The 21556-nt window shown below is 43.1% G+C and carries 17 protein-coding genes; 7 read left to right on the top strand and 10 right to left on the bottom strand.

All coding sequences use genetic code 11. From position 1 onward, the window contains the following. Window positions 1-3: 3 nt before the first annotated feature. From DXX92_RS12710 to DXX92_RS12700, 3 genes are all read right to left on the bottom strand, one after another. Entirely contained in the window at window positions 4-861 is an 858-nt protein-coding gene (locus tag DXX92_RS12710) for an SPFH domain-containing protein (RefSeq protein WP_116000777.1), read from the bottom strand. A 229-nt stretch (window positions 862-1090) separates the two neighbouring features. Beyond that, window positions 1091-1408: a ribosome recycling factor family protein gene (locus tag DXX92_RS12705; protein ID WP_116000776.1), complete on the bottom strand. Its 318-nt coding sequence runs from the start codon at window positions 1406-1408 to the stop codon at window positions 1091-1093. 190 nt (window positions 1409-1598) lie between these two features. Beyond that, a complete protein-coding gene (locus tag DXX92_RS12700; protein ID WP_116000775.1) occupies window positions 1599-2369 on the bottom strand; it encodes a hypothetical protein in 771 nt (256 codons plus the stop codon). A 284-nt stretch (window positions 2370-2653) separates the two neighbouring features. Here DXX92_RS12700 and cysB point away from each other — a divergent pair, with 284 nt between their 5' ends. After that, the gene (gene cysB, locus DXX92_RS12695) at window positions 2654-3628 is read left to right on the top strand and encodes an HTH-type transcriptional regulator CysB (protein WP_116000774.1); all 975 of its coding nucleotides are present in this window, start codon (window positions 2654-2656) and stop codon (window positions 3626-3628) included. A gap of 101 nt (window positions 3629-3729) precedes the next feature. Here cysB and DXX92_RS12690 read toward each other — a convergent pair whose 3' ends face one another. The 3 genes from DXX92_RS12690 to pabB all read right to left on the bottom strand — a co-directional run bounded on the left by DXX92_RS12690 (window position 3730) and on the right by pabB (window position 7432). Continuing rightward, complete coding sequence (locus DXX92_RS12690) at window positions 3730-5106, bottom strand: L-serine ammonia-lyase (protein WP_116000773.1); 1377 nt, start codon at window positions 5104-5106, stop codon at window positions 3730-3732. Window positions 5107-5270: 164 nt separating this feature from the next. Next, window positions 5271-5903 (bottom strand): CoA pyrophosphatase, encoded by a 633-nt coding sequence (locus DXX92_RS12685; protein ID WP_116000772.1) that lies wholly within the window; start codon window positions 5901-5903, stop codon window positions 5271-5273. Between the two features lie 59 nt (window positions 5904-5962). Then, entirely contained in the window at window positions 5963-7432 is a 1470-nt protein-coding gene (gene pabB, locus DXX92_RS12680; protein WP_116000771.1) for an aminodeoxychorismate synthase component I, read from the bottom strand. Between the two features lie 259 nt (window positions 7433-7691). Between pabB and DXX92_RS12675 the strand changes: the two genes are divergently transcribed. Then, on the top strand, window positions 7692-9215 hold the full coding sequence (locus DXX92_RS12675) for a fumarate hydratase (RefSeq protein WP_116000770.1): 1524 nt from the start codon (window positions 7692-7694) through the stop codon (window positions 9213-9215). 182 nt (window positions 9216-9397) lie between these two features. Here the strand turns inward: DXX92_RS12675 and DXX92_RS12670 are convergent, their stop codons facing one another. Continuing rightward, entirely contained in the window at window positions 9398-9898 is a 501-nt protein-coding gene (locus DXX92_RS12670; protein WP_116000769.1) for a hypothetical protein, read from the bottom strand. Between the two features lie 116 nt (window positions 9899-10014). Here DXX92_RS12670 and DXX92_RS12665 point away from each other — a divergent pair, with 116 nt between their 5' ends. Further along, the gene (locus tag DXX92_RS12665; protein ID WP_116000052.1) at window positions 10015-11040 is read left to right on the top strand and encodes an IS110 family transposase; all 1026 of its coding nucleotides are present in this window, start codon (window positions 10015-10017) and stop codon (window positions 11038-11040) included. A 393-nt stretch (window positions 11041-11433) separates the two neighbouring features. Here the strand turns inward: DXX92_RS12665 and DXX92_RS12660 are convergent. Then, a protein-coding gene (locus DXX92_RS12660; RefSeq protein WP_116000054.1) for an IS3 family transposase occupies window positions 11434-12626 on the bottom strand; the annotation gives its coding sequence in 2 pieces (ribosomal slippage) (window positions 11434-12318 and window positions 12321-12626; 1191 coding nt in all). A 786-nt stretch (window positions 12627-13412) separates the two neighbouring features. On the opposite strand from DXX92_RS12660, the gene DXX92_RS12650 reads away from it, so the two are divergent. Then, window positions 13413-14735 carry a DNA recombination protein RmuC gene (locus DXX92_RS12650; protein ID WP_245961475.1) on the top strand — a complete coding sequence of 441 codons (1323 nt, stop codon included), beginning with the start codon at window positions 13413-13415 and terminating at the stop codon, window positions 14733-14735. A gap of 31 nt (window positions 14736-14766) precedes the next feature. On the opposite strand, the gene DXX92_RS12645 is transcribed toward DXX92_RS12650, so the two are convergent. Beyond that, window positions 14767-15858 carry a GGDEF domain-containing protein gene (locus DXX92_RS12645; protein ID WP_116000767.1) on the bottom strand — a complete coding sequence of 364 codons (1092 nt, stop codon included), beginning with the start codon at window positions 15856-15858 and terminating at the stop codon, window positions 14767-14769. 243 nt (window positions 15859-16101) lie between these two features. After that, window positions 16102-17427, bottom strand: coding sequence for a sodium-dependent transporter (locus DXX92_RS12640; RefSeq protein WP_116000766.1), 1326 nt, complete (start codon window positions 17425-17427; stop codon window positions 16102-16104). Window positions 17428-17751: 324 nt separating this feature from the next. Between DXX92_RS12640 and DXX92_RS12635 the strand changes: the two genes are divergently transcribed. The 3 genes from DXX92_RS12635 to DXX92_RS12625 all read left to right on the top strand — a co-directional run bounded on the left by DXX92_RS12635 (window position 17752) and on the right by DXX92_RS12625 (window position 21475). Beyond that, window positions 17752-18396: an MBL fold metallo-hydrolase gene (locus DXX92_RS12635; RefSeq protein WP_116000765.1), complete on the top strand. Its 645-nt coding sequence runs from the start codon at window positions 17752-17754 to the stop codon at window positions 18394-18396. 3 nt (window positions 18397-18399) lie between these two features. Continuing rightward, entirely contained in the window at window positions 18400-19254 is an 855-nt protein-coding gene (locus tag DXX92_RS12630) for an ion transporter (RefSeq protein WP_116000764.1), read from the top strand. A gap of 280 nt (window positions 19255-19534) precedes the next feature. Further along, window positions 19535-21475 (top strand): TonB-dependent receptor domain-containing protein, encoded by a 1941-nt coding sequence (locus DXX92_RS12625; protein WP_116000763.1) that lies wholly within the window; start codon window positions 19535-19537, stop codon window positions 21473-21475. Window positions 21476-21556 lie beyond the last annotated feature (81 nt).

Raw genomic sequence — 21556 nt, 5'->3', positions numbered from 1 at the left:
CGGCTAATAAAGACTACCAGCATTAATCACAGGTTGAGTATTATGCTCGCCACACAGCACTACCAATAAATTACTCACCATCGCTGCTTTACGCTCTTCATCTAGGTCAACTATCTCTTTTTCTGACAATTTTGCTAGCGCAGCTTCGACCATACCAACAGCACCTTCAACTATTTTACTGCGTGCTGCGACAATTGCTGACGCTTGCTGGCGTTGGAGCATAGCACTGGCAATTTCTGGTGCATAGGCCAAATGACTGATTCGCGCTTCCAACACATGTACGCCAGCTTTATCTAAGCGTTGCTGAATTTCTGTTTTTAACGACTCAGAAACCTCTTTAGGATGGCTACGTAGCGCGACAGCATCACCTTCGTGCAGGTCATACGGGTAGGTCGTTGCCATATTACGCAATGCCGCTTCACTTTGAATGCTGACGTAACTCTCGTAATCATCCACTTCAAATACCGCTTCTGCGGTGTCATCTACTGCCCAAACAACGACTGCGGCAATTTCAATCGGGTTACCGTGATTGTCATTAACCTTAAGCTGGCCGCTTTCAAAGTTACGAATACGAAGTGAAATATTGCGGCGCACAAATAACGGAATCGTCCAACGCAAACCGCTGTGTTTAACTGTGCCAACGTAACTGCCAAAGAAGGTCATTACCTTGGCTTGATTAGGTTGAATAATAAATAAGCCTGGCCAACAAACACCGACAATCAGGATGAATAAAATACTGCCAATTGGCGCGCTAGGCTGATCTGCATAGCTGATTAAACTGATCACCGATAGCACTTGTAGCGCCAGTAATATCAGCGCCGCTAAATAACCATTGAGTGAAAATCCTACTTTTTCTTTCATAAACACCTCTAAGTGATATCAATTTGATGTCACTATAGTGTTGGTATGATTTTTTGTAAAGCAAAACTGCACAACGAGCATTACTAATAAGAAATGTACAAGAGGCTAAAATTTTTTAAGTGAATGATTATAAAGGCTAAATGTTTTGTAGATTGTTCTTGAGGGGGGATGCGGGGGAAAGCGACAAGGAGTGAATAGGGTAGGTCTGCTTAAATCTAATTCACCTAAATCAAAGAAACTCTAACTCGTCGATTACACGTCTGGCTTGTGCTGCAGTACAGTCAGTTTTTGCAATCAGTTGATTAACTGTGATACCCGTATTTTGTTTCGCGATAAAGACTAAATCATCATGTGTTAGTGTTTCTTGCTGGGCTTTCAAATGCTTTGCCAGCCACAACCAGCTTTGCTCATCATTGGCTTCAATAAAATCGATAATATCTTGGAGTTGGTATTTGTCGGCAATAAGGCGCCAATTGCGCGATCGACCAATACGGTTGAGCTCACAGCCAAACTCACGAATAGCGGCCTTAAGTGCATAGGCTTTCATCGTTTTACGTAAAAACGACGGTAGCACGATTGTAGATGATGAATGTTTTGTCACAACGAGCGGTAAAGCAACTAATGATAATTAGGTAAAGCGCCTAGTATATGAAAACTTTGTTTCCCTTAAAAGCCTGTGCATAAAGCAAAACAACCGGCGCTAGGCCGGTTGTTAGTATTCGAAAGGTAATTCGCTATTACCACTTTTTCTTTGGTTGGAATAGCAAGTCCAAATCGTCCTCTTCGCTCTTGGCTTTCTTTTCTGCGTCGCGAGCGTTGGTGTTCTTCAATTCGTTGGTAATGTCTTGCAGCTTTTCTTGAATTTCAGCTTTTTTACTTTGCGTGTACTCATTTTGGTTTGCCGTATTATCAATCGAAGATAAGGCTTTTTCATAGTATTGACGAGCTGAGCCTAACATTTCTTTTGAGTATGCTGCGTTACCGCGTTTAAGTAAGCTCTCAATATTTATCTTGATCTGCATTGAGTCTAAACGTAAGTCTTGCTGCATAAATACCTGAGCATCCAATGCGCCTTTATTTTGCTCAGATTTTAAGGTTGCGCGCAGCTTTTTAATGCATTGTAGAATTTGCACAAGCTGTTGTTCATTGTCAGGTAGGGTGAACTGTTGTTCTTTGCCACTGTTGCTTGCCGCCATATCAGCAGACGCTTTTAAGCGATTTTCAAATTCTTGAATACGGCCTTTAACACCTTTCATTTCAGGCATAATTTGCTCAATTGCTTTTGCTGCATTTAAGCTACGGCGGCTTAGCACTTCAACAACAGTTGGGTTCTCTGGCAGTAACGCCATTGCCATGATCAGCTCTTCTGTTTCATCAATGATAGCTTTGTGCTTGGCAACTTGTGCACGCTTTTCAGCTTCCATTTTTTCTTTGTGTTGCTGGATTGCGCTCACAACTACGACAATAATAATGAGTGCGATAATCAATCCGACAATTATTGCTATCATGTTTTTTTCTCAATTAAATAATCTGATACAGCTTATAGCAGTCTACAAAAATTGTATTGTTTAGCATAGCGCTAAATATCTGAAATTAGGAAAAACATTCTAATTTATACGGCTACTTGCAAATGAAGATGGGTAAAACAGTAAAAACTCCAAGCAATATGGCGGAAGCTTGCTAAACTTTTGTTATAAGCTGTAAAATTTTAAAAATAATATGGAATATTGCAGTATTTAAGTATATATTTTTGGAATAAAAATACTCAAAATCAATGTGGTAATGGAATAAAATGAAGCTCCAACAACTAAGATACATTGTTGAGGTACTAAATAATAACCTCAATGTCTCGGCAACAGCCGAGAGCCTTTACACTTCGCAACCCGGCATCAGTAAGCAAGTTCGAATGTTGGAAGATGAATTAGGTATTCAAATTTTTGGTCGTAGCGGTAAACATTTAACCCATGTCACTTCAGCAGGCCATGAAGTGATCAACATTGCGACAGAAATTCTCAATAAAGTTGAAGCGATCAAAGCCGTCGCCCGCGAGCATACTCAGCCAGACGAGGGCAAGCTTCGCATCGCAACCACACATACTCAAGCACGTTATGCATTGCCAGATGTTATTCAAGGGTTTATGAAAAAATACCCTAAAGTATCACTGCATATGTACCAAGGAACACCGCAGCAAATAAGCGAAGCATCGGCGAAAGGTGAAGCAGATTTTGCCATTGCTACTGAGTCTTTGCACCTATACAACGATTTGATTATGTTGCCTTGTTACCACTGGAATCGCAGCATCATTGTTCGCAAAGACCACCCATTAGCTAAAGTGACTAATTTAACCATTGCTGATATTGCGCAGTATTCGCTAGTCACTTATGTATTTGGCTTTACGGGGCGTTCAGAGCTAGACAAAGCGTTTAGTGCTGCAGGTTGTGAGCCAAAAGTTGCGTTTACTGCAACTGATGCGGATGTGATTAAAACATATGTACGCTTAGGTGTGGGCATTGGTGTAATTGCTACCATGGCAATGGATCCAGAAACCGACAGCGATTTAGTGGTATTAGATGCCAGCCATTTATTTAAAGCCAGTACCACCAAAATTGGTTTTAGACGCGGCACCTTCTTACGTGGCTATATGTTCGACTTTATTGAACGTTTTGCACCGCACTTAAATCGCGACTTAGTAACGAAAGCCATGTTGTTGAAAAACAATGTCGAAATAGACGAGATGATGTCGGATATTGAGTTACCGACTAAGTAGTGAGTCTAAGTTGATACCACAAACCAAAAACGAGCATTAATGCTCGTTTTTTTTATGTCTAGTTTTTATACTTAGCTTTTTATACTTGATTGGGCGGCTAGTTAACACTCGATAATATTTACCGCCAAGCCACCACGTGACGTTTCTTTGTATTTAGTTTTCATATCGTTACCGGTATCCCACATGGTTTTAATCACTTTATCCAGTGAAACTTTATGCGTGCCTGTGCCGCGCAGAGCCAAGCGTGAGGCATTAATGGCTTTTACGGCGCCCATGGCGTTACGCTCAATACATGGTACTTGCACTAAACCACCAACGGGATCGCAGGTTAAACCAAGGTTGTGCTCCATGCCGATTTCGGCGGCATTTTCGACTTGTGTCGGTGAGCCTCCCATGATTTCGGTCAGGGCACCCGCCGCCATTGAACAAGCCACACCAACTTCGGCTTGGCAGCCGCCTTCAGCACCAGAGATGGTCGCGTTAGTTTTGTACAAAATACCGATTGCAGCGGCGGTTAATAAATAGCGGATACAGTCTTCATCGGTAACTGGTTTGATAAACTTGTCGTAGTAGCAAAGCACAGCTGGAATAATGCCCGCAGCGCCATTGGTCGGTGCGGTAACTACGCGACTACCCGCCGCATTTTCTTCATTTACAGCCAGTGCGAATAAATTCACCCAGTCCATGGCACTTAGTGGATCGTTGTTATTCTCGACTGATAACGAGCGATGCAGGGCAGGGGCGCGACGATTAACTTTTAAACCGCCGGGTAAAATGCCTTCTGTGCGCATACCGCGCTCAACGCTGTCTTTCATTGCTTGCCATATGGTAACTAAACCAGTGCGGATAGAAGCTTCGTCTGATAAACACTTCTCGTTGTTCATCATGATGGTACTGATGCTTAGCCCTTTTTCGTTCGCTTCTTTAATTAACTCGTCAGCGGTTGAAAAAATATGCGGCCGTTTAATATTGGTATGCAGTGATAGCGCTTTGTCTTTTTCTTTTTCAAAGTCGCAATCTTGGACAATAAAACCGCCACCAATGCTGTAATAAGTTTCTTCAAAAATCACCTCGTCAGCATGGTATGCGTAAAGGGTCATCGCATTGGCATGAGCAGGCAAGGTTTTACGGCGGTGATAGACAATCGCGTTTGCTTTTGGAAAAGCTATTTTGTGCTCGCCCAACAAGTTAATTTGTTCACTGGCAACGGTATCTGCAAGAATTTGCTCTATCGACTCGACTGGAATGCTTTCTGGTGCTTGACCAGTAAGCCCAAGAATTACCGCTTTACCCGTGCCATGGCCAATTCCGGTTTGACCGAGCGAACCGAAGAGTTCACAGCGAATGCGATCGGTTTTCGCCACTAGCGCATGCTCTGCTAAATGTTCCGCAAATAATTTTGCTGCTCGCATTGGTCCAACGGTGTGAGAGCTGGAAGGGCCGATACCGATGGAAAACATATCAAATACACTTATCATGCAAATACCTGAATAAATAATCGTATAGTTATTTTATTTAGAAATATAATTCGGCAATTCTACCGAAAAGCTATTCAATTAAAAACTTGTGTCTTGGCTTGTTAGCTAAATTATAGATGATAGTGTCAGGAATAGTTGACTAGCGATGTGTGGGCGCTTGAAGTTTAAGCAGGTTGCGGCATTAGGTGAGCGACTAAATCGGCGATGATGGCCGCAGTAGCTCCCCAAATTTGGTGTTCTTGGTAGGGCATAAAGTGCACATAGTGCTTGTGACCGCGATGATACATGGGCAGTTTAGTGTGGCTATCACCATCGATAAAATGTTTAAGCGGCACAGTAAATACTTCGGCTACTTCATTTTCATCAATCGATAAATCGAAATCGCCGCTGATCACGCCAACCACAGGGGTAACATTAAAGCCAGTAATGGTGTGATAATCGCTCAGCTGACCTAGTACAGTTACTTGTTGGCGATTCAAGCCAATTTCTTCTTCCGCTTCGCGCAGTGCGGTTTCTGCTTTTGAGGTGTCTGAACTTTCGACTTTACCGCCAGGAAAGCTAATTTGCCCAGCATGATGTTTTAAATGACTGGCGCGTTTGGTTAACACTACAGATAAAGAAAGCTCGTCTTGCGCTTTGTCGCTCGCAACCTCAGCATTGCTAACTTCACCTTTAGTCATCTCGCAAAGCGCAATTAATACCGCCGCTTCTTTAAGCTTGCTTGGGAAAACAAATGTTTGGCTTGAAGGCTCAAGTGGTTGTAGCTGAAATTTTTGAATAAAATCCTGCTTATTCATAACTTGTTTTCCACCTTGCTTTTGTTCTATTGCACTTATATTGCACCTTTACCCTGCTATTAGTTGGCAAGCACGGGTAGTATCTTCCTTACCTTATCAAAAGTTTCTTGGTATTCGCTATCAACTTTTGAATCGGCTACCAAGCCGCCGCCAGCCCAGCAATAAATTTGCTGGTTTTGGCAAATTAGGGTGCGAATGGTGATGCTGGTGTCCATATTGCCGCATGCCGATAAATAGCCAATAGAGCCACAGTATAAATTGCGGCGATGTGGCTCTAGCTCTTCAATAATTTCCATGGCGCGAATTTTGGGTGCGCCTGTAATCGAGCCCCCCGGAAAAGCGGCGCGCAATAAGTCGCTGCCATCGTGTTCGCTCGCTAACTCGCCTTCAACGGTACTCACGAGATGATGCACTGCGGGGAAGCTTTCAATATCAAACAACTTAGGCACTTTAACACTGCCTGCTTGGCAAACGCGGCTGAGATCATTTCTGAGTAAATCAACAATCATTAGGTTTTCCGCGCGATCTTTAGTTGAATTACTGAGCTGCTCGGCATTGGCTTTGTCAGCTTCGGCAGTTTCCCCGCGTGTTAACGTGCCTTTGATTGGTTTGGTTTGTACCTTGTTACCGGATAATTGTACAAAGCGCTCAGGTGAAATACTGACAATGCTGTGGCTTGGCAGGCGCATAAAAGCCGAGAAGGGCGCTTGGTTAGCTTCGCGAAGCTTTAGATAAGCGCTAAATTCATCCCCTTGGTAATTAGCCTGAAAACGTTGCGCAAGGTTAATTTGATAACAATCGCCCGAGTGTAAATATGCTTGCACTTGCGCAAATTTCTGCTGATATTGCGCCTTGCTCATATTCGTTTGCCAATCAGAGGTTAATGAAAAGCTTTGCTGCTCGTTTTTGTCAGTTTTATCGCTGTTGTCGATTGTAGCAGCGACAAGCGTCATTACTTCATCGGCATATTGTTGCCACTTTTCAGATGGCGCTATTAAATACAGTTGGCTTTGCTGGCGATCAAACACCAGTGCCTGAGTATAAATACCAACCGCCATCAAAGGTAAATTAATATCATCATCAGCGATTGCTGGTAAGCGTTCAAAACAGCGACCTAAGTCATAACTAAAGTAGCCGATTGCTCCTGTTTTAAAGGGTAAATGAGTTTTAGGCAGGGTAACCTTTTCAAAAACGCTGCGCTCAAGCTGCTTTAGCCGCGCTAAAGGGTCACCAGAAAACTCGCCAGCTAGTGTTTGATATTCAATGCTATGAGCAACGACGTTAGTGCTAACTGCATGTGTTAAGTTATCGTTACTATGCTCTTTGCGTTGCGCCCTCGTTTCTATCGTCAGCACAGGGTTGGTGACAATAATATCAAAGCGGCTATCTTGGTGATCGCTTTCGTTGGAGTCTAACCAAAAGCTCCAAGGTTGATTCGCGTAGTGGGAAAATAGGCTGACAACCGCTTGTGGCTCAGAAACATTAATCGGGCGAGCAACAAGCTCAAAACTCTTATCTAGGGCTGGCAAATGACACCTGTGTGGCTAGCGTTTGTAATGAAAAACACAGTGCTTTTTATCGAAAATATCTATAGTCGCAATCACAATAATTGACTAGCAGCACTGATATAAGCAGGGTATCATATCGGCAAAAATTTAACTTTCAACTCTTGAGTCGCGGGTAAATAAAACCACTGCATTACACTCTAGGCAAAGCTTGGGCAAGCTTTAGCAACGTTGAAAGCATAAACATCAGCTCAGCAAGAGCGCTAAGAGGGCATAAAAGTAAATGGCTATCATTAAACAACAAGACTTTATTGAATCGATTGCAGATGCTCTGCAATACATTTCTTACTACCATCCATTGGATTTCGTTCAAGCGCTTGAAAAGGCTTATCACAAAGAAGAAAGCCAAGCGGCAAAAGACGCCATTGCACAAATTCTGATTAACTCACGCATGTCGGCAACGGGTAAGCGCCCAATTTGTCAAGATACAGGTATCGTGACTTGTTTCGTGAAAGTGGGTATGGCTGTTCAGTGGGACAGCACTGACATGACAGTTCAGCAAATGGTGGATGAAGGTACGCGCCGCGCGTACATGAACCCAGATAACCCGTTACGTGCGTCGATTGTTGCTGACCCTGCGGGCACACGTAAAAATACTAAAGATAACACGCCATCAGTTGTCCATATCGACTTAGTGGAAGGCAACGAAGTGGAAGTGATGATCGCTGCTAAAGGTGGCGGTAGTGAAAACAAAACCAAAATGGCGATGCTAAACCCGTCTGACTCAATCGCTGACTGGGTAGTTGAAACCTTACCGAAAATGGGCGCAGGCTGGTGTCCACCGGGTATGATTGGTATTGGTGTTGGTGGTACCGCTGAAAAAGCAGGTGTATTAGCTAAAGAAAGCTTAATGGACCCAGTAGACATTCAAGAATTGATTGATCGTGGCCCACAAAACGCGGAAGAAGAATTGCGTTTAGAAATTTATGAGCGTGTTAACAAGCTAGGCATTGGTGCACAAGGCCTTGGCGGTTTAACCACTGTGGTTGATGTGAAAATCAACTCAGCACCTACACACGCGGCGTCTAAGCCAGTGGTGATGATCCCTAACTGTGCGGCAACCCGCCACGTACATTTCCATTTAGATGGCTCAGGCCCTGCGGATTTAACTCCACCTAAATTAGAAGACTGGCCAGAAATCACTTGGGAAGTCGGTGAAAATGTGCGCCGTGTTAACGTAAACGACTTGAAAAAAGCCGATGTAAGCGAATGGAAAACTGGTGAAACCTTATTGCTAAGCGGTAAAATTTTAACGGGTCGTGACGCTGCACATAAGCGCATTCAAGAGATGATGGCAAACGGTGAAGCGCTACCAGTAGATTTCACTGATAAGTTTATTTACTACGTAGGCCCAGTAGATGCTATTGGCGACGAAGCAGTAGGCCCAGCAGGCCCAACAACCGCAACTCGCATGGATAAGTTCACTGACCTTATGTTATCGCAAACTGGCCTAATTGGTTCAATCGGTAAAGCTGAGCGTGGCCCAGCAACGTGTGAATCTATTAAGAACAACAAATCTGTGTATTTAATGGCTGTAGGTGGCGCAGCATACTTGGTATCAAAAGCGATTAAACACGCAAAAGTGGTTGCCTTTGAAGACTTAGGTATGGAAGCGATTTACGAGTTTGACGTTGAAGATATGCCAGTAACCGTTGCGGTAGATAGCACAGGTGAATCTGCTCATGTGACTGGTCCTGCTATTTGGCAGGCGAAAATTGAAGAGCTAGACGAAAAGCTAGGTGCGTAAGCTAAGGCTAAATAGTATTTGGCTTTAAGCACATGGTTTAAAAAAAGTATTGAAAAGGCGCTATTAGCGCCTTTTTTGTGTTTGGTGTATCTGGGCATAATGGCCTCCTCATTGAGATAAGGAGGTGTCCACTAAAATGGGGGAACTACATTGTCCTTATTAATGCGCTTGTTAGGCGACTTTTATCGATTTTTCCTACGACCTTTAATAAGATCATCTAGGTCTAGACCTAGCTTATAACAAGTTTGTCGAGCCATTTTCTTACGTTTCGTAAAGTCTGGCTCCTTTAAAACCAAGTCGATTGAGCGGTGAACATCTTTAAGATCTTCTCTTGGTATTAAGCTTTGAATACTGTAAAACTTTCTAAAAATATCAGATTCATAAGATTCGCCGCCAATATCTGACGAAACTAGTGAGCCACAAAAAACGGCGAATTTCTCTCGAATCAGGTATTTCTCTGATTCATTGACGCCAATTTTACTTGCATTGGTGCTCCGCGAATTTTCTATAACTATGTTTGAAATAGGCATTGCAAGGGCCGTAATTATAACAGCGATAATCGACAAAACCGGTATATAGCGCTCCTTCCAAGGATCTCCTTCAACTTTCTGATCCAAAAGTTTTTTAAAAGTTTCAATGAAACCTTCTTCTTTAGCAATTCGATAAAACTCTTCTTTGTCCATGTCAATGGCCTATTTGTAGTCGCCTAACGAATGATATGGACTCCCCGCTCGGCATCTTTCTCTAGCGAGTGTGCCATAGTGAAGTTGATAAGTAGCTTCAATTGAGGAGAGTCCATATGTCACTAATTAAAGCAATTGGCATCGATTTAGCCAAATCTGTTTTCAGTATCCACGGTGTCGATAGTCATGACAAGTGTCAATTACGAAAAACCGTTAAGCGAAACAAACTGTTAGCTGAAGTTGCTAAGTTGCCAGCGTGTATCATTGGTATGGAAGCGTGCTCAGGCGCACACTACTGGGCAAGAGAGTTTACTAAGCTTGGCCATGAAGTACGCATCATGGCCTCAAAGTTCGTGATTCCGTATCGCCAAAACGAAAAGAACGATGCCAACGACGCTGAAGCCATTTGTGAAGCGGTGACCCGTCCCAAAACGCGCTTTGTCACCATCAAAAGTGAAGAGCAACAAGCCGTGCTTTGCCTACACCGTATTCGCCAAGGGGCTATCAAGGACAGAACCGCACTCATTAATCGGCTTCGGGGCTTACTCGCAGAATTTGGTATTATCATGCCCAAAGGACGTTATCCGGCACAACATGCCATTAGTGGCATCTTAGAAGATGGTGAGAACAACTTACCCATGCTCGCTAGAGAGCTACTAAGTGACTTATGGCAAGACATTAAAGCATTAAACCAGCAAATTCTTAAACATGACCGAAAGCTCTATCAACTCGCGAACCAAATGAACGCGGCAAGGCGCTTAATGACCATTCCTGGGGTTGGCGAAATCACGGCAACGGCGGTTGTTGCGACGGTGAGTGATGCAAAAGATTTTGATACCAGCCGCGCCTTTAGCGCTTGGATTGGTCTAGTACCTAGGCAATACACGACAGGTGGGCAAGTGAAACTTGGCCGAATCAGTAAACGTGGCGAAAAACACATTCGCACCTCACTCATTCACGGTGCTCGAGCCGTAATAGCCAACTGCAAACATAAAACAGACAGAACCAGTTTATGGGTAAAAGAGCTGATTGAGCGACGAGGATTTAAACGGGCAACCGTCGCGCTTGCAGCCAAGAATGCACGGTTGATATGGGCATTGCTTCGAAGTAAAAACGAATACCAAATAGATTATGTAAAATAGAAAAGATTGAAGTTGTAGAGGTAACCCTAACGGTTAACCCCACCGCGTCTTAGCATGAGCGATTGACGATAACACGGTCAGACCGAGAGCATAAAAGCCTGTTTAGTCGGGAAGCGCATTTCTTGAAAGAGAAGACGCTGTTTAACGAATGAGGCCATGCTCAAGCGCAAATCATCAGGGCGATAGCACAAGCTGTTACGGCAGTATGCTAACAAACGCCGAATGTAGAGCTGCTGTCAGACTTTCTTGTTGTCAGAGACTGCTTGTGCTTGACAAAGGGGAGTCCATGTAGCCCAAATAACGGGCTTAAAATAGTGGGCTAAACTTGAGCGAAGCGAAAATAGCCCGCGATTTTAAGTGATCTTGCCCCGATAAAGTGGACACGCTCCATGTTTAATTTACTGCTGACTCAAATTCAGCAGGTGTTTGATATCCTAAACTCGAATGTAATCGCTGTCTATTGTAGAAGTTATTTAGGTAACTCTTTAATAATGCGTGTAATTTATTTGCCGATGAGAATGTATTGCCGCGAATGAGGTCTGCTTTAAGCGAATGAAAAAAGGACTCCACTTCAGCATTGTCTGTGCAACATCCAGGGCGATTCATACTGGCCTCTACGTTATTGCGTTGTAGAAATTGCTGCACGACGTGCGCGCGGTATTCAGCGCCCCTGTCGGTGTGAAAGAGTAAACGTGTTTGAGGCTTTCGTTGATGTAGTGCTTGGCGCAAAGCGCTAAGGGTTAATGCTGTTGATTTCTTCGCCCCAAATGCCCAGCCCACGATTCGACGAGAGAATAAATCAATCACGACAGCTAAGTAGTGCCACCGTTTACCCACTTTAAGGTAAGTAATGTCGCCCGACCATTGTTGGTTGATACCCTCAGGCTTCTCAAGCGATTGGCGCTTGTTCTCAATTTCCTTATAGAAAAACTTCACTTTCGCGGTTTTACGGTAGGTTTTGACGGCACGGGCGACAAGACCGTACTCGTGCATAAGCCGTGCTACTCGCTTTTTACTTGTTCGAATACCGAGCCTTTTGAGTGCCTCAAACACCCTGGGACTACCATAGGTATGAAGGCTGGCATTAAATACGTTTTTTATGTTGTTTAGCAATGTCTTATCGGCCAGCACTCTATTCGAAGGGGAGCGGTGTAGCCATGCGTAATAGCCACTACGTGACACCTTTAACCAAGTACAAAGGTACTTAACACCTAAGGCTTTTCCGTGCCTTTTGATGAATCCAAATCGTGCTGATGTACTTCCGCCAGATACCGTTGCCACTTTTTTAGCAGGTCATTCTCCTGCTTTAAGCGTTCATTTTCTCGTTGGAGTTGTTTGATTTTATTCAGCTCTTGTTTGGAGGGGAGTTCACTCATTAATTCCTTGTTGCTTTTATAGCGCACGGGTAAGTTAAATTTCCCCTCTCGATATTCTTTACGCCACCGGCTTAACATAAAGGGATGAATATCGAGCGCATGAGCAACATCCTTTGACATGACATCGTCTTTTAAGCTTAGTTCGACGGCTTTGATTTTGAAATCAACTGGGTAAAACCATGTTTTTCTGGGGTTGGTATATCTGGGCATAATGGCCTCCTCATTGAGATAAGGAGGTGTCCACTAAAATGGGGGAACTACAAAGTCCCAGTTAATTTGCTTGTTAGTAGTTTATTCTCGTAACTGTTTTTTGTAGTAGGCTACGAAGCCTAATGCAATACTGAGTTTAAAAATTCCAAAGCCAATAAATACCGGTAAGTCTGAATCTAAATAAAAGGCACTGCCTTTCATATTGATTTCACCAGTATAAAAGTCATAGCCAATACTGAAGAGAATCACGAGTAGTGTTACATATGAAATTATTAACTTTAACACCTAAACCCTTATAGACTGCTCAGTGCTCCAGAAACTACTAACAGTTTATTAGAAGGCAAATTGCGCGCTTTCCACACTCAGCCCTTAACTTTTAGTTTATTATTATTTACTTTAGCGAATAGCACTTTTCTTTACTAGCCAATAACTTAACAAATACGAATAAACATATGCTTGTTAAAAGGGAGCAATTTGCGCGCTTTCACCGTTTAAAGAAGGATTTATCTTGAACTGTGTTTATATACATATGAAATTTTATAAATTAATCACTGATAGAAGTTGATAGCTTCTCTTTAACCAATGCCCAGTTCATCTTTGCTATTTTCGTATTTATTACGCAAAAAGCGCTAAATTCTGGCTAGTTTCAAGCTTTTACCACTGCTAGCATTTCTTATTGTGCTAATTTATGTTACTAATAACTGTTAATATTTACAGTGCTTGTGTTGCAAGGCTTTAGCTTAGTCGCTTTGCTCGGCAAAACATAAGCGTTTTCACGGTGAGTCAGTGAACGAATTTTTTCAACAATTATCCACTAGCGAGTTATTGTTATTTTCAATACTTGCCTTAGTTATCCTTAATTTTCTTATCAATTTAATTAGTGTTTTTAGACAGAAAAACCAGAGCGAACAGCAAGCGTCAGTTGTCCGTATTGAGGCGAATTTAGGCCAGTTGATTCAACAGTTTCAGCAGGGCTATGTCAATAATCAGCATCAAATTAAAGAGTTGATGGCGGAAACCAAGTTGCAGTTAATGCAGCAACATAAGCAAAGTGATCAAAATAGCCAGCAGCAGCTGTTTGAGAAGTTTCAATCGTTAAATCAACTGTTTCGTCAGCAACAGCAGCAGTTGCAAGAGCAGCTTACCTTGATGGCGAAAGTTAACCGTGATGAGCAAGCGCAAAGTATTGAAAAGCTTACCCAATCAACGGATAAAAGGCTGCAAGAAATTAGTGGTCAGGTGGACAAACGCCTAAGCGAAGGTTTTGAAAAAACCACTCAAACCTTTAACGATATTCTTAAACGCTTGGCCTTAATTGACGACGCGCAAAAGAAAATTACTGAGCTTTCCAGCAATGTTGTGAGCTTGCAAGAAGTGTTAGCGGATAAACGCTCACGCGGTGCTTTTGGCGAAGTGCAGTTAAACTCGCTCGTGCGAAATGTATTACCTGAGAGCCAATTTGCGCTGCAACATACCTTATCGAACGGTAAGATTGCCGACTGTATTTTGTTTCTACCAAAACCGACCGGCAATGTGGTAGTTGATTCGAAATTCCCGCTGGAAAGCTACCAAACCATGACCAACCCTGAGCATGAGTTATTGGTGCGTAAAAATGCGGAAAAGCAGTTTAAGCAAGATATTAAAAAGCATATTAACGATATCGCCAGCAAGTATTTAATTGAAAATGAAACCGCTGATGGGGCAGTTATGTTTATTCCTGCTGAAGCGGTATTTGCCGAAATTCATGCCCACCATGCTGACTTGGTAGAATATGCCAATAAACAACGTGTGTGGTTAGCATCGCCAACTACGCTCATGGCCATTTTAACTACGGCACGAGCGGTGATTAAAGACGAAGCGACTAAACAGCAAGTGCATTTAATTCAAGAGCACTTGGGCATGCTGGCGCAAGACTTTGGCCGCTTCCAAGGGCGTTTTAACAACTTAGCACGCCATATCGACCAAGCGGCAAATGATGTTAAACAAATTCATACCTCGGCAGATAAAATTACCCGTCGTTTTGAAAAAATCGAGCAAGTAGACATTGGCCATGAGCAAGTAGACATTGGCCAAGAGACGGAAGCTAATCCGCTACTTTCTGAAAATTAACGAGTTTCTGAAAGTTAACGAGGTTCTGAAATTAGTTATCGCTAGGCGATTGAAAAATTTGTACGCGATTTCGGCCAAGTTCTTTGGCTAAGTAAAGCGCTTTGTCTGCGTGCACTAATACTTCTTTAAGCGAGCTGGCGTCTGTATCTCTGCTGGCAATACCAAAGCTAACGGTACAATGCAAATGCTGATCACCGACCAACGGAATGTGATGTTGGCTGATGGTAATACGCATTTGCTCAGCAATATTATTCGCTTCTGACAAGGTTGTGTCTGGCAGTATTATTGCGAATTCTTCACCGCCGATGCGGGCAAGCATATCTTGCTCGCGCTTTTGGGCAGCCATTAACTGTGTGACTTCGGTTAAACATAAATCGCCAACAAAGTGGCCATGCTGATCATTGATACGTTTAAAGTGGTCGATATCCACTAATATGATGGTCAGCGGGCGATTAAGGTGCTTCGTTGATTCAAATAAACTGCTGCCGTGTTCAAAGAAAGCGTGTCGGTTTGATAAGCCAGTTAAGGCATCGGTCGTTGCTTGTTTAGTTAGCTTTAATTCATTGGCTTCAATTTCATTAGCAAATATTGTTAGCACTAAAATCACTTCGAGCATGATCACTAAAACAACTGATTGATAAAGAATGTGGTTGAAGCTGTCAGACAGCTCAATCAGTGGGGCTGGGTTTAGTGTGTTTTCACAGTAAAAGTATAAAACGAGCGCGATTAAACTTAGGGTAACTTTCTCTGTTTTTTCTCTTAATTCAAACAGTAAAAATACGCCAGTAGGGACGAGGAAAAAATATAAATGAAAGCCTGTTGCGTTGGTAACATACAAATTTGTACACGCCACTAAGTGCAACATTAAGGTGACAAAAAACCAGATTTTACCGCCGCGAAATGCTTGAAAATAGTTGAACACTAGCGTGACGACATAGGCTAGCGTGAATACGCAGTTGATTAACGCGACTGATATGTTGTCGAGCACAAAGGCGTAGGCAAAGGTGTAAAGGCCTGAAACTAGGGTGGTGATAATGCCTATCAAATTCATCATCCTGACCTTATTGGTCACTGAAAAGCTTTGATGGGCAATACCTGTAGTAAGTAGTTTTTGAAACAACATTGTTATAATTATTATGTATTGTTTTTGATTAATCGTTTTTGACTATTTGTTTTTAGTCATTCGGTTGTGGTTAATTATTTGTGTTTCATTATTTATGATAGTCGACTTCTGTTAATTACTTATTTCTCACTATTAAGCCTTTTATTAAATGCTGCATTTAAGGCTAGCTGATCATCCAGCCCTGACGTTTGCTATGCGCTTATAATCATTTTGGCTATTTTATCGTGTATAAAAAGTGGCGTATTAAAACGCCACATTAATAAATACAACAGTAAGTAAAATAGGGCAAACATAAGCTAAATAATTGCCCCATATACCAAGCCATTTGTGCTCAGCAATTCTTGCTTGGTCTTTTAACTTGTTACCGCGTTTCCATACCCAGCCAACAACAATAAAGTAAAATAGGCAACTAAGTGGCTGCATAATAGTGGTTAGCACTTGGATAATTAAGCCAAATAACACATCAAAAAATGCTACTAAGACCATGCTTGCCATCAGCACAATCGCTGAAATTAACCAAGTGGCTTTGCGGCGGGTAAATGACTTTTCTTCCACTAAATAAGCAACAGGCACTTCGGTAGATGAAATCGTCGATGTGAGTGCCGCAATTGAAAGTAGCGAGAAAAATGCAGCGGCAACCACTAAGCCAATCGTGCCCATTGAACTAAACAGGGTTGGCAGAATTTGGAAAATTAACTGGCCTTCACCGATCAATTGATCATTGGCAAATACTTGCTGGCCAGCGTGCTGAGCCACAAATAGCGCTGGAATAATTAATAAGCCAGCTAAAAACGCAATAAAGGTGTCAAGCGCGCCAATAGACAGCACGAGCTTGCCAATATCTTTGTCTTTCGCCATATATGAGCCGTACACCATCATGCCACCAACACCAATTGACAGCGAGAAAAAGGCTTGCCCCATAGCAGAAATTACTAAACTTGGGTTCGTTACTTGGCTAAAATCAGGAATTAAATACTGCTTTAAGCCCGCCATTGCGCCTTCTTGTAGCAAAATATAAATAATTAAACCAACAAGCATTATTAACAACATAGGCATTAATCGCGCTGACCAACGTTCGATACCGCTATGTACCCCTTGGTGCACAATTAGCGCGCCAAGCACAATAAATATTGGCGTAAATACGACATTGCGAACTGTGCTATCGGTTGCTAACCAAACGGATAAGTCTGTTGTCCCCACAAGTGCTGCAACTGCCGATAACGCATGGGCGAGCATCCAACCGGCAACAATCGTATAAAAACTTAACATCATAATGGCGCCGCACAGGCCAAGCTTGCCGGCAAAACGGCCAAATCTTGGCATCCGCTCGGCACACGCTTCACCAAGTGCACTTACTGGGTTTTTCTGTGTTTGGTTACCAATATAAATTTCGGCATACAGTGCAGGCAGTGCGAGCAATAAGGTTACCACAAGGTAAACAAACAAAAAGGCGCCGCCGCCATTATTGGCTGCGTTGGTGGGGAAACCCCAAATATTGCCTAAACCTATGGCTGAGCCAGCCGCTGCTAAAACAAAACCGATACGGGAATGGAAGGAATCTCTGGTCAAAGTTTACTCAAGGTTATTGTTATTTTTTAATGTAGCGAGCTTACCGATTTCGCGTTAGTTAGTGAAGTGAAAAATACTAGGGCGTGTTTATCTTTCAGGGTTGTTTTTGCAGCAGTCTGTTTGGGTTTTATACAAGGCGGCACTTGTGCAGTGTAGTCATTCTCCATAAATAAGTGCCAACACAGTAGAAAATTCAATCTCGAAAGATCAACACGCCCTAGCCTATTAATCGATTGTATATTTAATATCGCCCAGCTATTGGCTTGCTGACAATTAGCCCATATGATCGAAACATTATGATAAAAACCAAGATTAGGGCGCGATATGCTTCAATATAAAATAATTCCTGTGACCCCGTTTCAGCAAAATTGTACGGTATTTTGGTGTGATGAAACCAAGCTGGCGGCAGTTGTCGATCCAGGTGGCGATGTTGAACAAGTCATCGCATTTATCGACGGCCAAGGGCTTACAATGGCAAAAGTGCTGTTAACTCATGCACATATCGACCACGCTGGTGCAACCAAAGCACTTGCAAGCCACTATGGCGTAAATGTGGAAGGCCCACACCAAGAAGATAAATTCTGGATTGATTTGATCCCAATGCAAAAAGAGCGCTTTGGCTTTGCCCATGCCGAGGCCTTTGATACCGATCGCTGGTTAAACCAAGGGGATACCGTTTCATTCGGTAATATTGAGCTGGAAGTGTATTTCTGCCCAGGGCATACGCCGGGTCATGTGGTGTTTTATCATCGTGAGTCAAAGCTGGCACAAGTTGGCGACGTACTATTTAGAGGCTCAATTGGTCGCACCGACTTCCCGAAAGGTGATCATGCAACCTTGATCAGCTCAATTCGCGATAATCTGTTCCCGCTCGGTGATGATGTGCGTTTTATTCCAGGTCATGGCCCTATGAGTACCTTTGGCGAAGAGCGTCGTACGAATCCATTTGTTGGCGATGGAGTTCGCTAACCAATGAAAACCGGTACTATTTTTTCATTGCAACGCCGCTTAAAAGAAATTGATTCAAGTAAGTGGTTTCAAGGAATTGTAATTGCGGTCATTATTCTTTCCGCACTATTGGTCGGCGCAAAAACCCATAACTTACCGCCTGAAGGTATCGTTGTTTTAGCGATACTTGATGTCGCAGTAACAGTATTTTTCGTGATTGAGCTCGTGATTCGATTTCTCGCTTACCCGAGAAAAAGTGAGTTCTTCAAAAGCGGCTGGAATATCTTCGATACGATTATCGTGATTGGCTCGCTGATACCAGCTGGCGGCTCAGGTGTGCTAATTGCGCGCTTACTAAGGGTATTTCGTGTATTGCGTTTGGTGTCTATGGTGCCAGAGCTACGCTTACTCATTAACGCGTTAATCAAAGCCATTCCACGTATGGGTTACATTGGCCTATTAATGTTTGTGATTTTTTACATCTACGCTGCGATTGGCAGCATTGTATTTGCAGACATTAATGAAGTGCTATGGGGCGATGTTTCGATTGCCATGTTAACCCTGTTCCGCGTGGCGACCTTCGAGGATTGGACGGATGTGATGTATGAAACCATGGCAGTTTATCCAATCAGCTGGGTGTTTTATTTAACCTTTATTTTCTTAACGGCCTTTATCTTCTTAAACATGATGGTAGGTACAATTTTAGAGGTTATGAGCGAAGAGCATGAAAACTTTCGCGCTGAATCGCACGGTGAATCAAAGGAAGGGGGCGAGCCTGCCAGCCGTGCGCAAATTGAAGCGCTGCATGCAGAAATCGCCGAATTAAAAGCGTTAATAAAAGAAGGTGCATTAACCAACCAGCAAAGTAAATCGAGCTAGTCTAGATGACTTAACTTATATCATTACGCTTGATTCACATGAATTTAGCTCTCTAAAATTTAGCTCTCTAACTAAATAAATAGAGAGTCTTACAGTCAGCTTCTTTACATGTTCAGCCCGTTATCTTGAAAACAAGATAACGGGCTTTTTTCTTTCTATCAGCTTAAAAATCACGCAAAAAACTATCGGAAACGGCACTTTTGTAAAGAATGTAAAGTTATTTAGTTGTGCAAATGGCAACCATTATCATTCGCGTCAATTTGTTGAAGGAGTAAATTGTATGACTAAGATGTTTCAAGCCAGCAAAGTTGCATTTTGTGTTGGTTTAGCTGTTGCAGCGAGCAGCAGTGCAGTGTTTGCGGAAGACATAGCGGACACCAGTGATATTGAGAAAATTGAAGTTACAGGCCAGCGACTTCTTGGTGTCGACGTGGTTGACCTAAGTGATATTCGTAAAAAACAAGCGAATGACTTAGAAGATATTTTCCGGGGCGAACCAGCCATTACTGTTGGTGGTTCATTTGGTATTGCTCAGAAAATTTACGTGCGCGGTATTGAAGATACTAATTTAAATGTCAGCGTTGATGGCGCTACACAAGCTGGTTACTTGTTCCACCATCAAGGTCGCTTGTCGATTGAGCCTGAAATGTTAAAGCATGTTGAAGTAAAAGCTGGTGCTGGCTCAGCATTAGATGGCCCAGGTGCACTAGGCGGTGCCATTCGATTTGAAACTAAAGATGCCGATGATCTATTAGACGAAGGCGAGAACTTTGGCGCCTTGTTAAAAGCAGGTTATTTCAGCAACACCAGCGGCACTAAATTAAGCGGCAGCTTCTACGGTCGTGTTAACGACAACTGGAGTGGCTTATTGATTGTTGGTAAAAACGACACCGACAATATCGAAGACGGTAACGGTGTTGAGCTGCAAAATACTAAAACTAATCAAGACTTAGGTTTAGTGAAAATCAATGGCCGCTTGGCGGAGTATCACGAACTTGAGCTGAGCCACGAAATTCGTAACGACGACGGCATGCGCAATGTTCGCCCGCATTTTCTTAGCGCCGGTTGGAACCCAGCAAACGAGCAGAAAAGTCGCCGTGAAACCTCTACCGCAAATTACTTCTACGCACCTGATAGCAATTTAGTCGACCTATCGGTAACGCTTTACAAAACTGACAGCTACTTAACCCAAAATGAGGGTAATGATAGCCGTGACGGTGCCGGCGTCGAAAGCACAGGTTTTGATCTGCGTAATACTAGTGAGTTGGGCGCGCACCAATTAACCTATGGTGTTGACCAGCGCAAAGACACTGGTTACTACATTAATGGTAGCGACGTTGATGAAAAAGCCAAAGTGGTGGGTATTTACTTACAGGATACAATTGAGCTAAGCGACAGCCTAACCGTAAGCTTAGGTGCTCGCTACGACGACTACGAGCTTGACGATGCTGACGGCCAAAGTTTTGATTCATCAGGCCTTAGCCCAAACATTAGCGCGCTATACCAGTTTGATGACCATTGGTCGGTAAGAGCGAGCTACTCAGAGGCCATTCGCGGCCAGAAAGTCAAAGAAGCCTACTTAATTGGCTACCGTTCTAATGCGGCTGACTTGAAAGAAGAAGAAGCAACTAACGCTGATTTGATGCTTGCCTATGAAAATGACGGCTTAATGTTAAGCGCACAAGTCTACGACAGTCGAGTCGATGATGTGGTTGGTACTGTTCGACGTGCCGATGGCCGCTTTTTCGCTAATGCCGGCGAGTTAAAAACGACCGGTTACACCTTGAGCGCGTCACAAAAATGGGACCAAGTTGAAGTTGCAGTAAACTACTCTAACAATGAGCCAGAGCTTGATGGCGAACCATTAAACGACAGCGATTTAGGCTTGGGTACGGCATTTGGCGATACCTTGACCATTAACGCTAACTATGTGTTTGACGGATTAGACTTAGAGCTTGGTTGGAACGCGCGTTTAGTGAAAAGCTTAACCGATGTGCCTGAAGGTAAACCTAACAAGCCTGGCTATGGGGTTCACGATATCTACTTAGAGTGGTATCCAACAGCGGATGATAGCTTGTCGGTTAACTTGAGTATCAACAACGCCTTTGACAAGCAATATTATGATCATGGCACCTATGGTTACAGCACTAGCTCAGAGCAGTACCTTGGCCTTGCTGAGCCAGGTCGAGATGCTCGTTTGACGGTTAGTTATAAATTGTAACCGGTTATTGAACACCATAACACAAAGCGTATGATCACCCGTCATACGCTTTTTTATGATGAGCAATCACTCGCGCAAAGC

The sequence above is a fragment of the Thalassotalea euphylliae genome, assembly GCF_003390395.1.
GTDB lineage: Bacteria > Pseudomonadota > Gammaproteobacteria > Enterobacterales > Alteromonadaceae > Thalassotalea_F > Thalassotalea_F euphylliae_C.
Note: the sequence above shows the minus strand (reverse complement) of the source record. Positions and strands in the feature narration are given on the sequence as shown.

Excerpts from the sequence above, each read along its gene's own strand:
- DXX92_RS12710 (WP_116000777.1), bottom strand. The coding sequence starts at position 861 with ATGAAAGAAAAAGTAGGATTTTCACTCAATGGTTATTTAGCGGCGCTG.
- DXX92_RS12705 (WP_116000776.1), bottom strand. The coding sequence starts at position 1,408 with ATGAAAGCCTATGCACTTAAGGCCGCTATTCGTGAGTTTGGCTGTGAG.
- DXX92_RS12700 (WP_116000775.1), bottom strand. The coding sequence starts at position 2,369 with ATGATAGCAATAATTGTCGGATTGATTATCGCACTCATTATTATTGTC.
- cysB (WP_116000774.1), top strand. The coding sequence starts at position 2,654 with ATGAAGCTCCAACAACTAAGATACATTGTTGAGGTACTAAATAATAAC.
- DXX92_RS12690 (WP_116000773.1), bottom strand. The coding sequence starts at position 5,106 with ATGATAAGTGTATTTGATATGTTTTCCATCGGTATCGGCCCTTCCAGC.
- DXX92_RS12685 (WP_116000772.1), bottom strand. The coding sequence starts at position 5,903 with ATGAATAAGCAGGATTTTATTCAAAAATTTCAGCTACAACCACTTGAG.
- DXX92_RS12675 (WP_116000770.1), top strand. The coding sequence starts at position 7,692 with ATGGCTATCATTAAACAACAAGACTTTATTGAATCGATTGCAGATGCT.
- DXX92_RS12670 (WP_116000769.1), bottom strand. The coding sequence starts at position 9,898 with ATGGACAAAGAAGAGTTTTATCGAATTGCTAAAGAAGAAGGTTTCATT.
- DXX92_RS12665 (WP_116000052.1), top strand. The coding sequence starts at position 10,015 with ATGTCACTAATTAAAGCAATTGGCATCGATTTAGCCAAATCTGTTTTC.
- DXX92_RS12645 (WP_116000767.1), bottom strand. The coding sequence starts at position 15,858 with ATGTTGTTTCAAAAACTACTTACTACAGGTATTGCCCATCAAAGCTTT.
- DXX92_RS12635 (WP_116000765.1), top strand. The coding sequence starts at position 17,752 with ATGCTTCAATATAAAATAATTCCTGTGACCCCGTTTCAGCAAAATTGT.
- DXX92_RS12630 (WP_116000764.1), top strand. The coding sequence starts at position 18,400 with ATGAAAACCGGTACTATTTTTTCATTGCAACGCCGCTTAAAAGAAATT.
- DXX92_RS12625 (WP_116000763.1), top strand. The coding sequence starts at position 19,535 with ATGACTAAGATGTTTCAAGCCAGCAAAGTTGCATTTTGTGTTGGTTTA.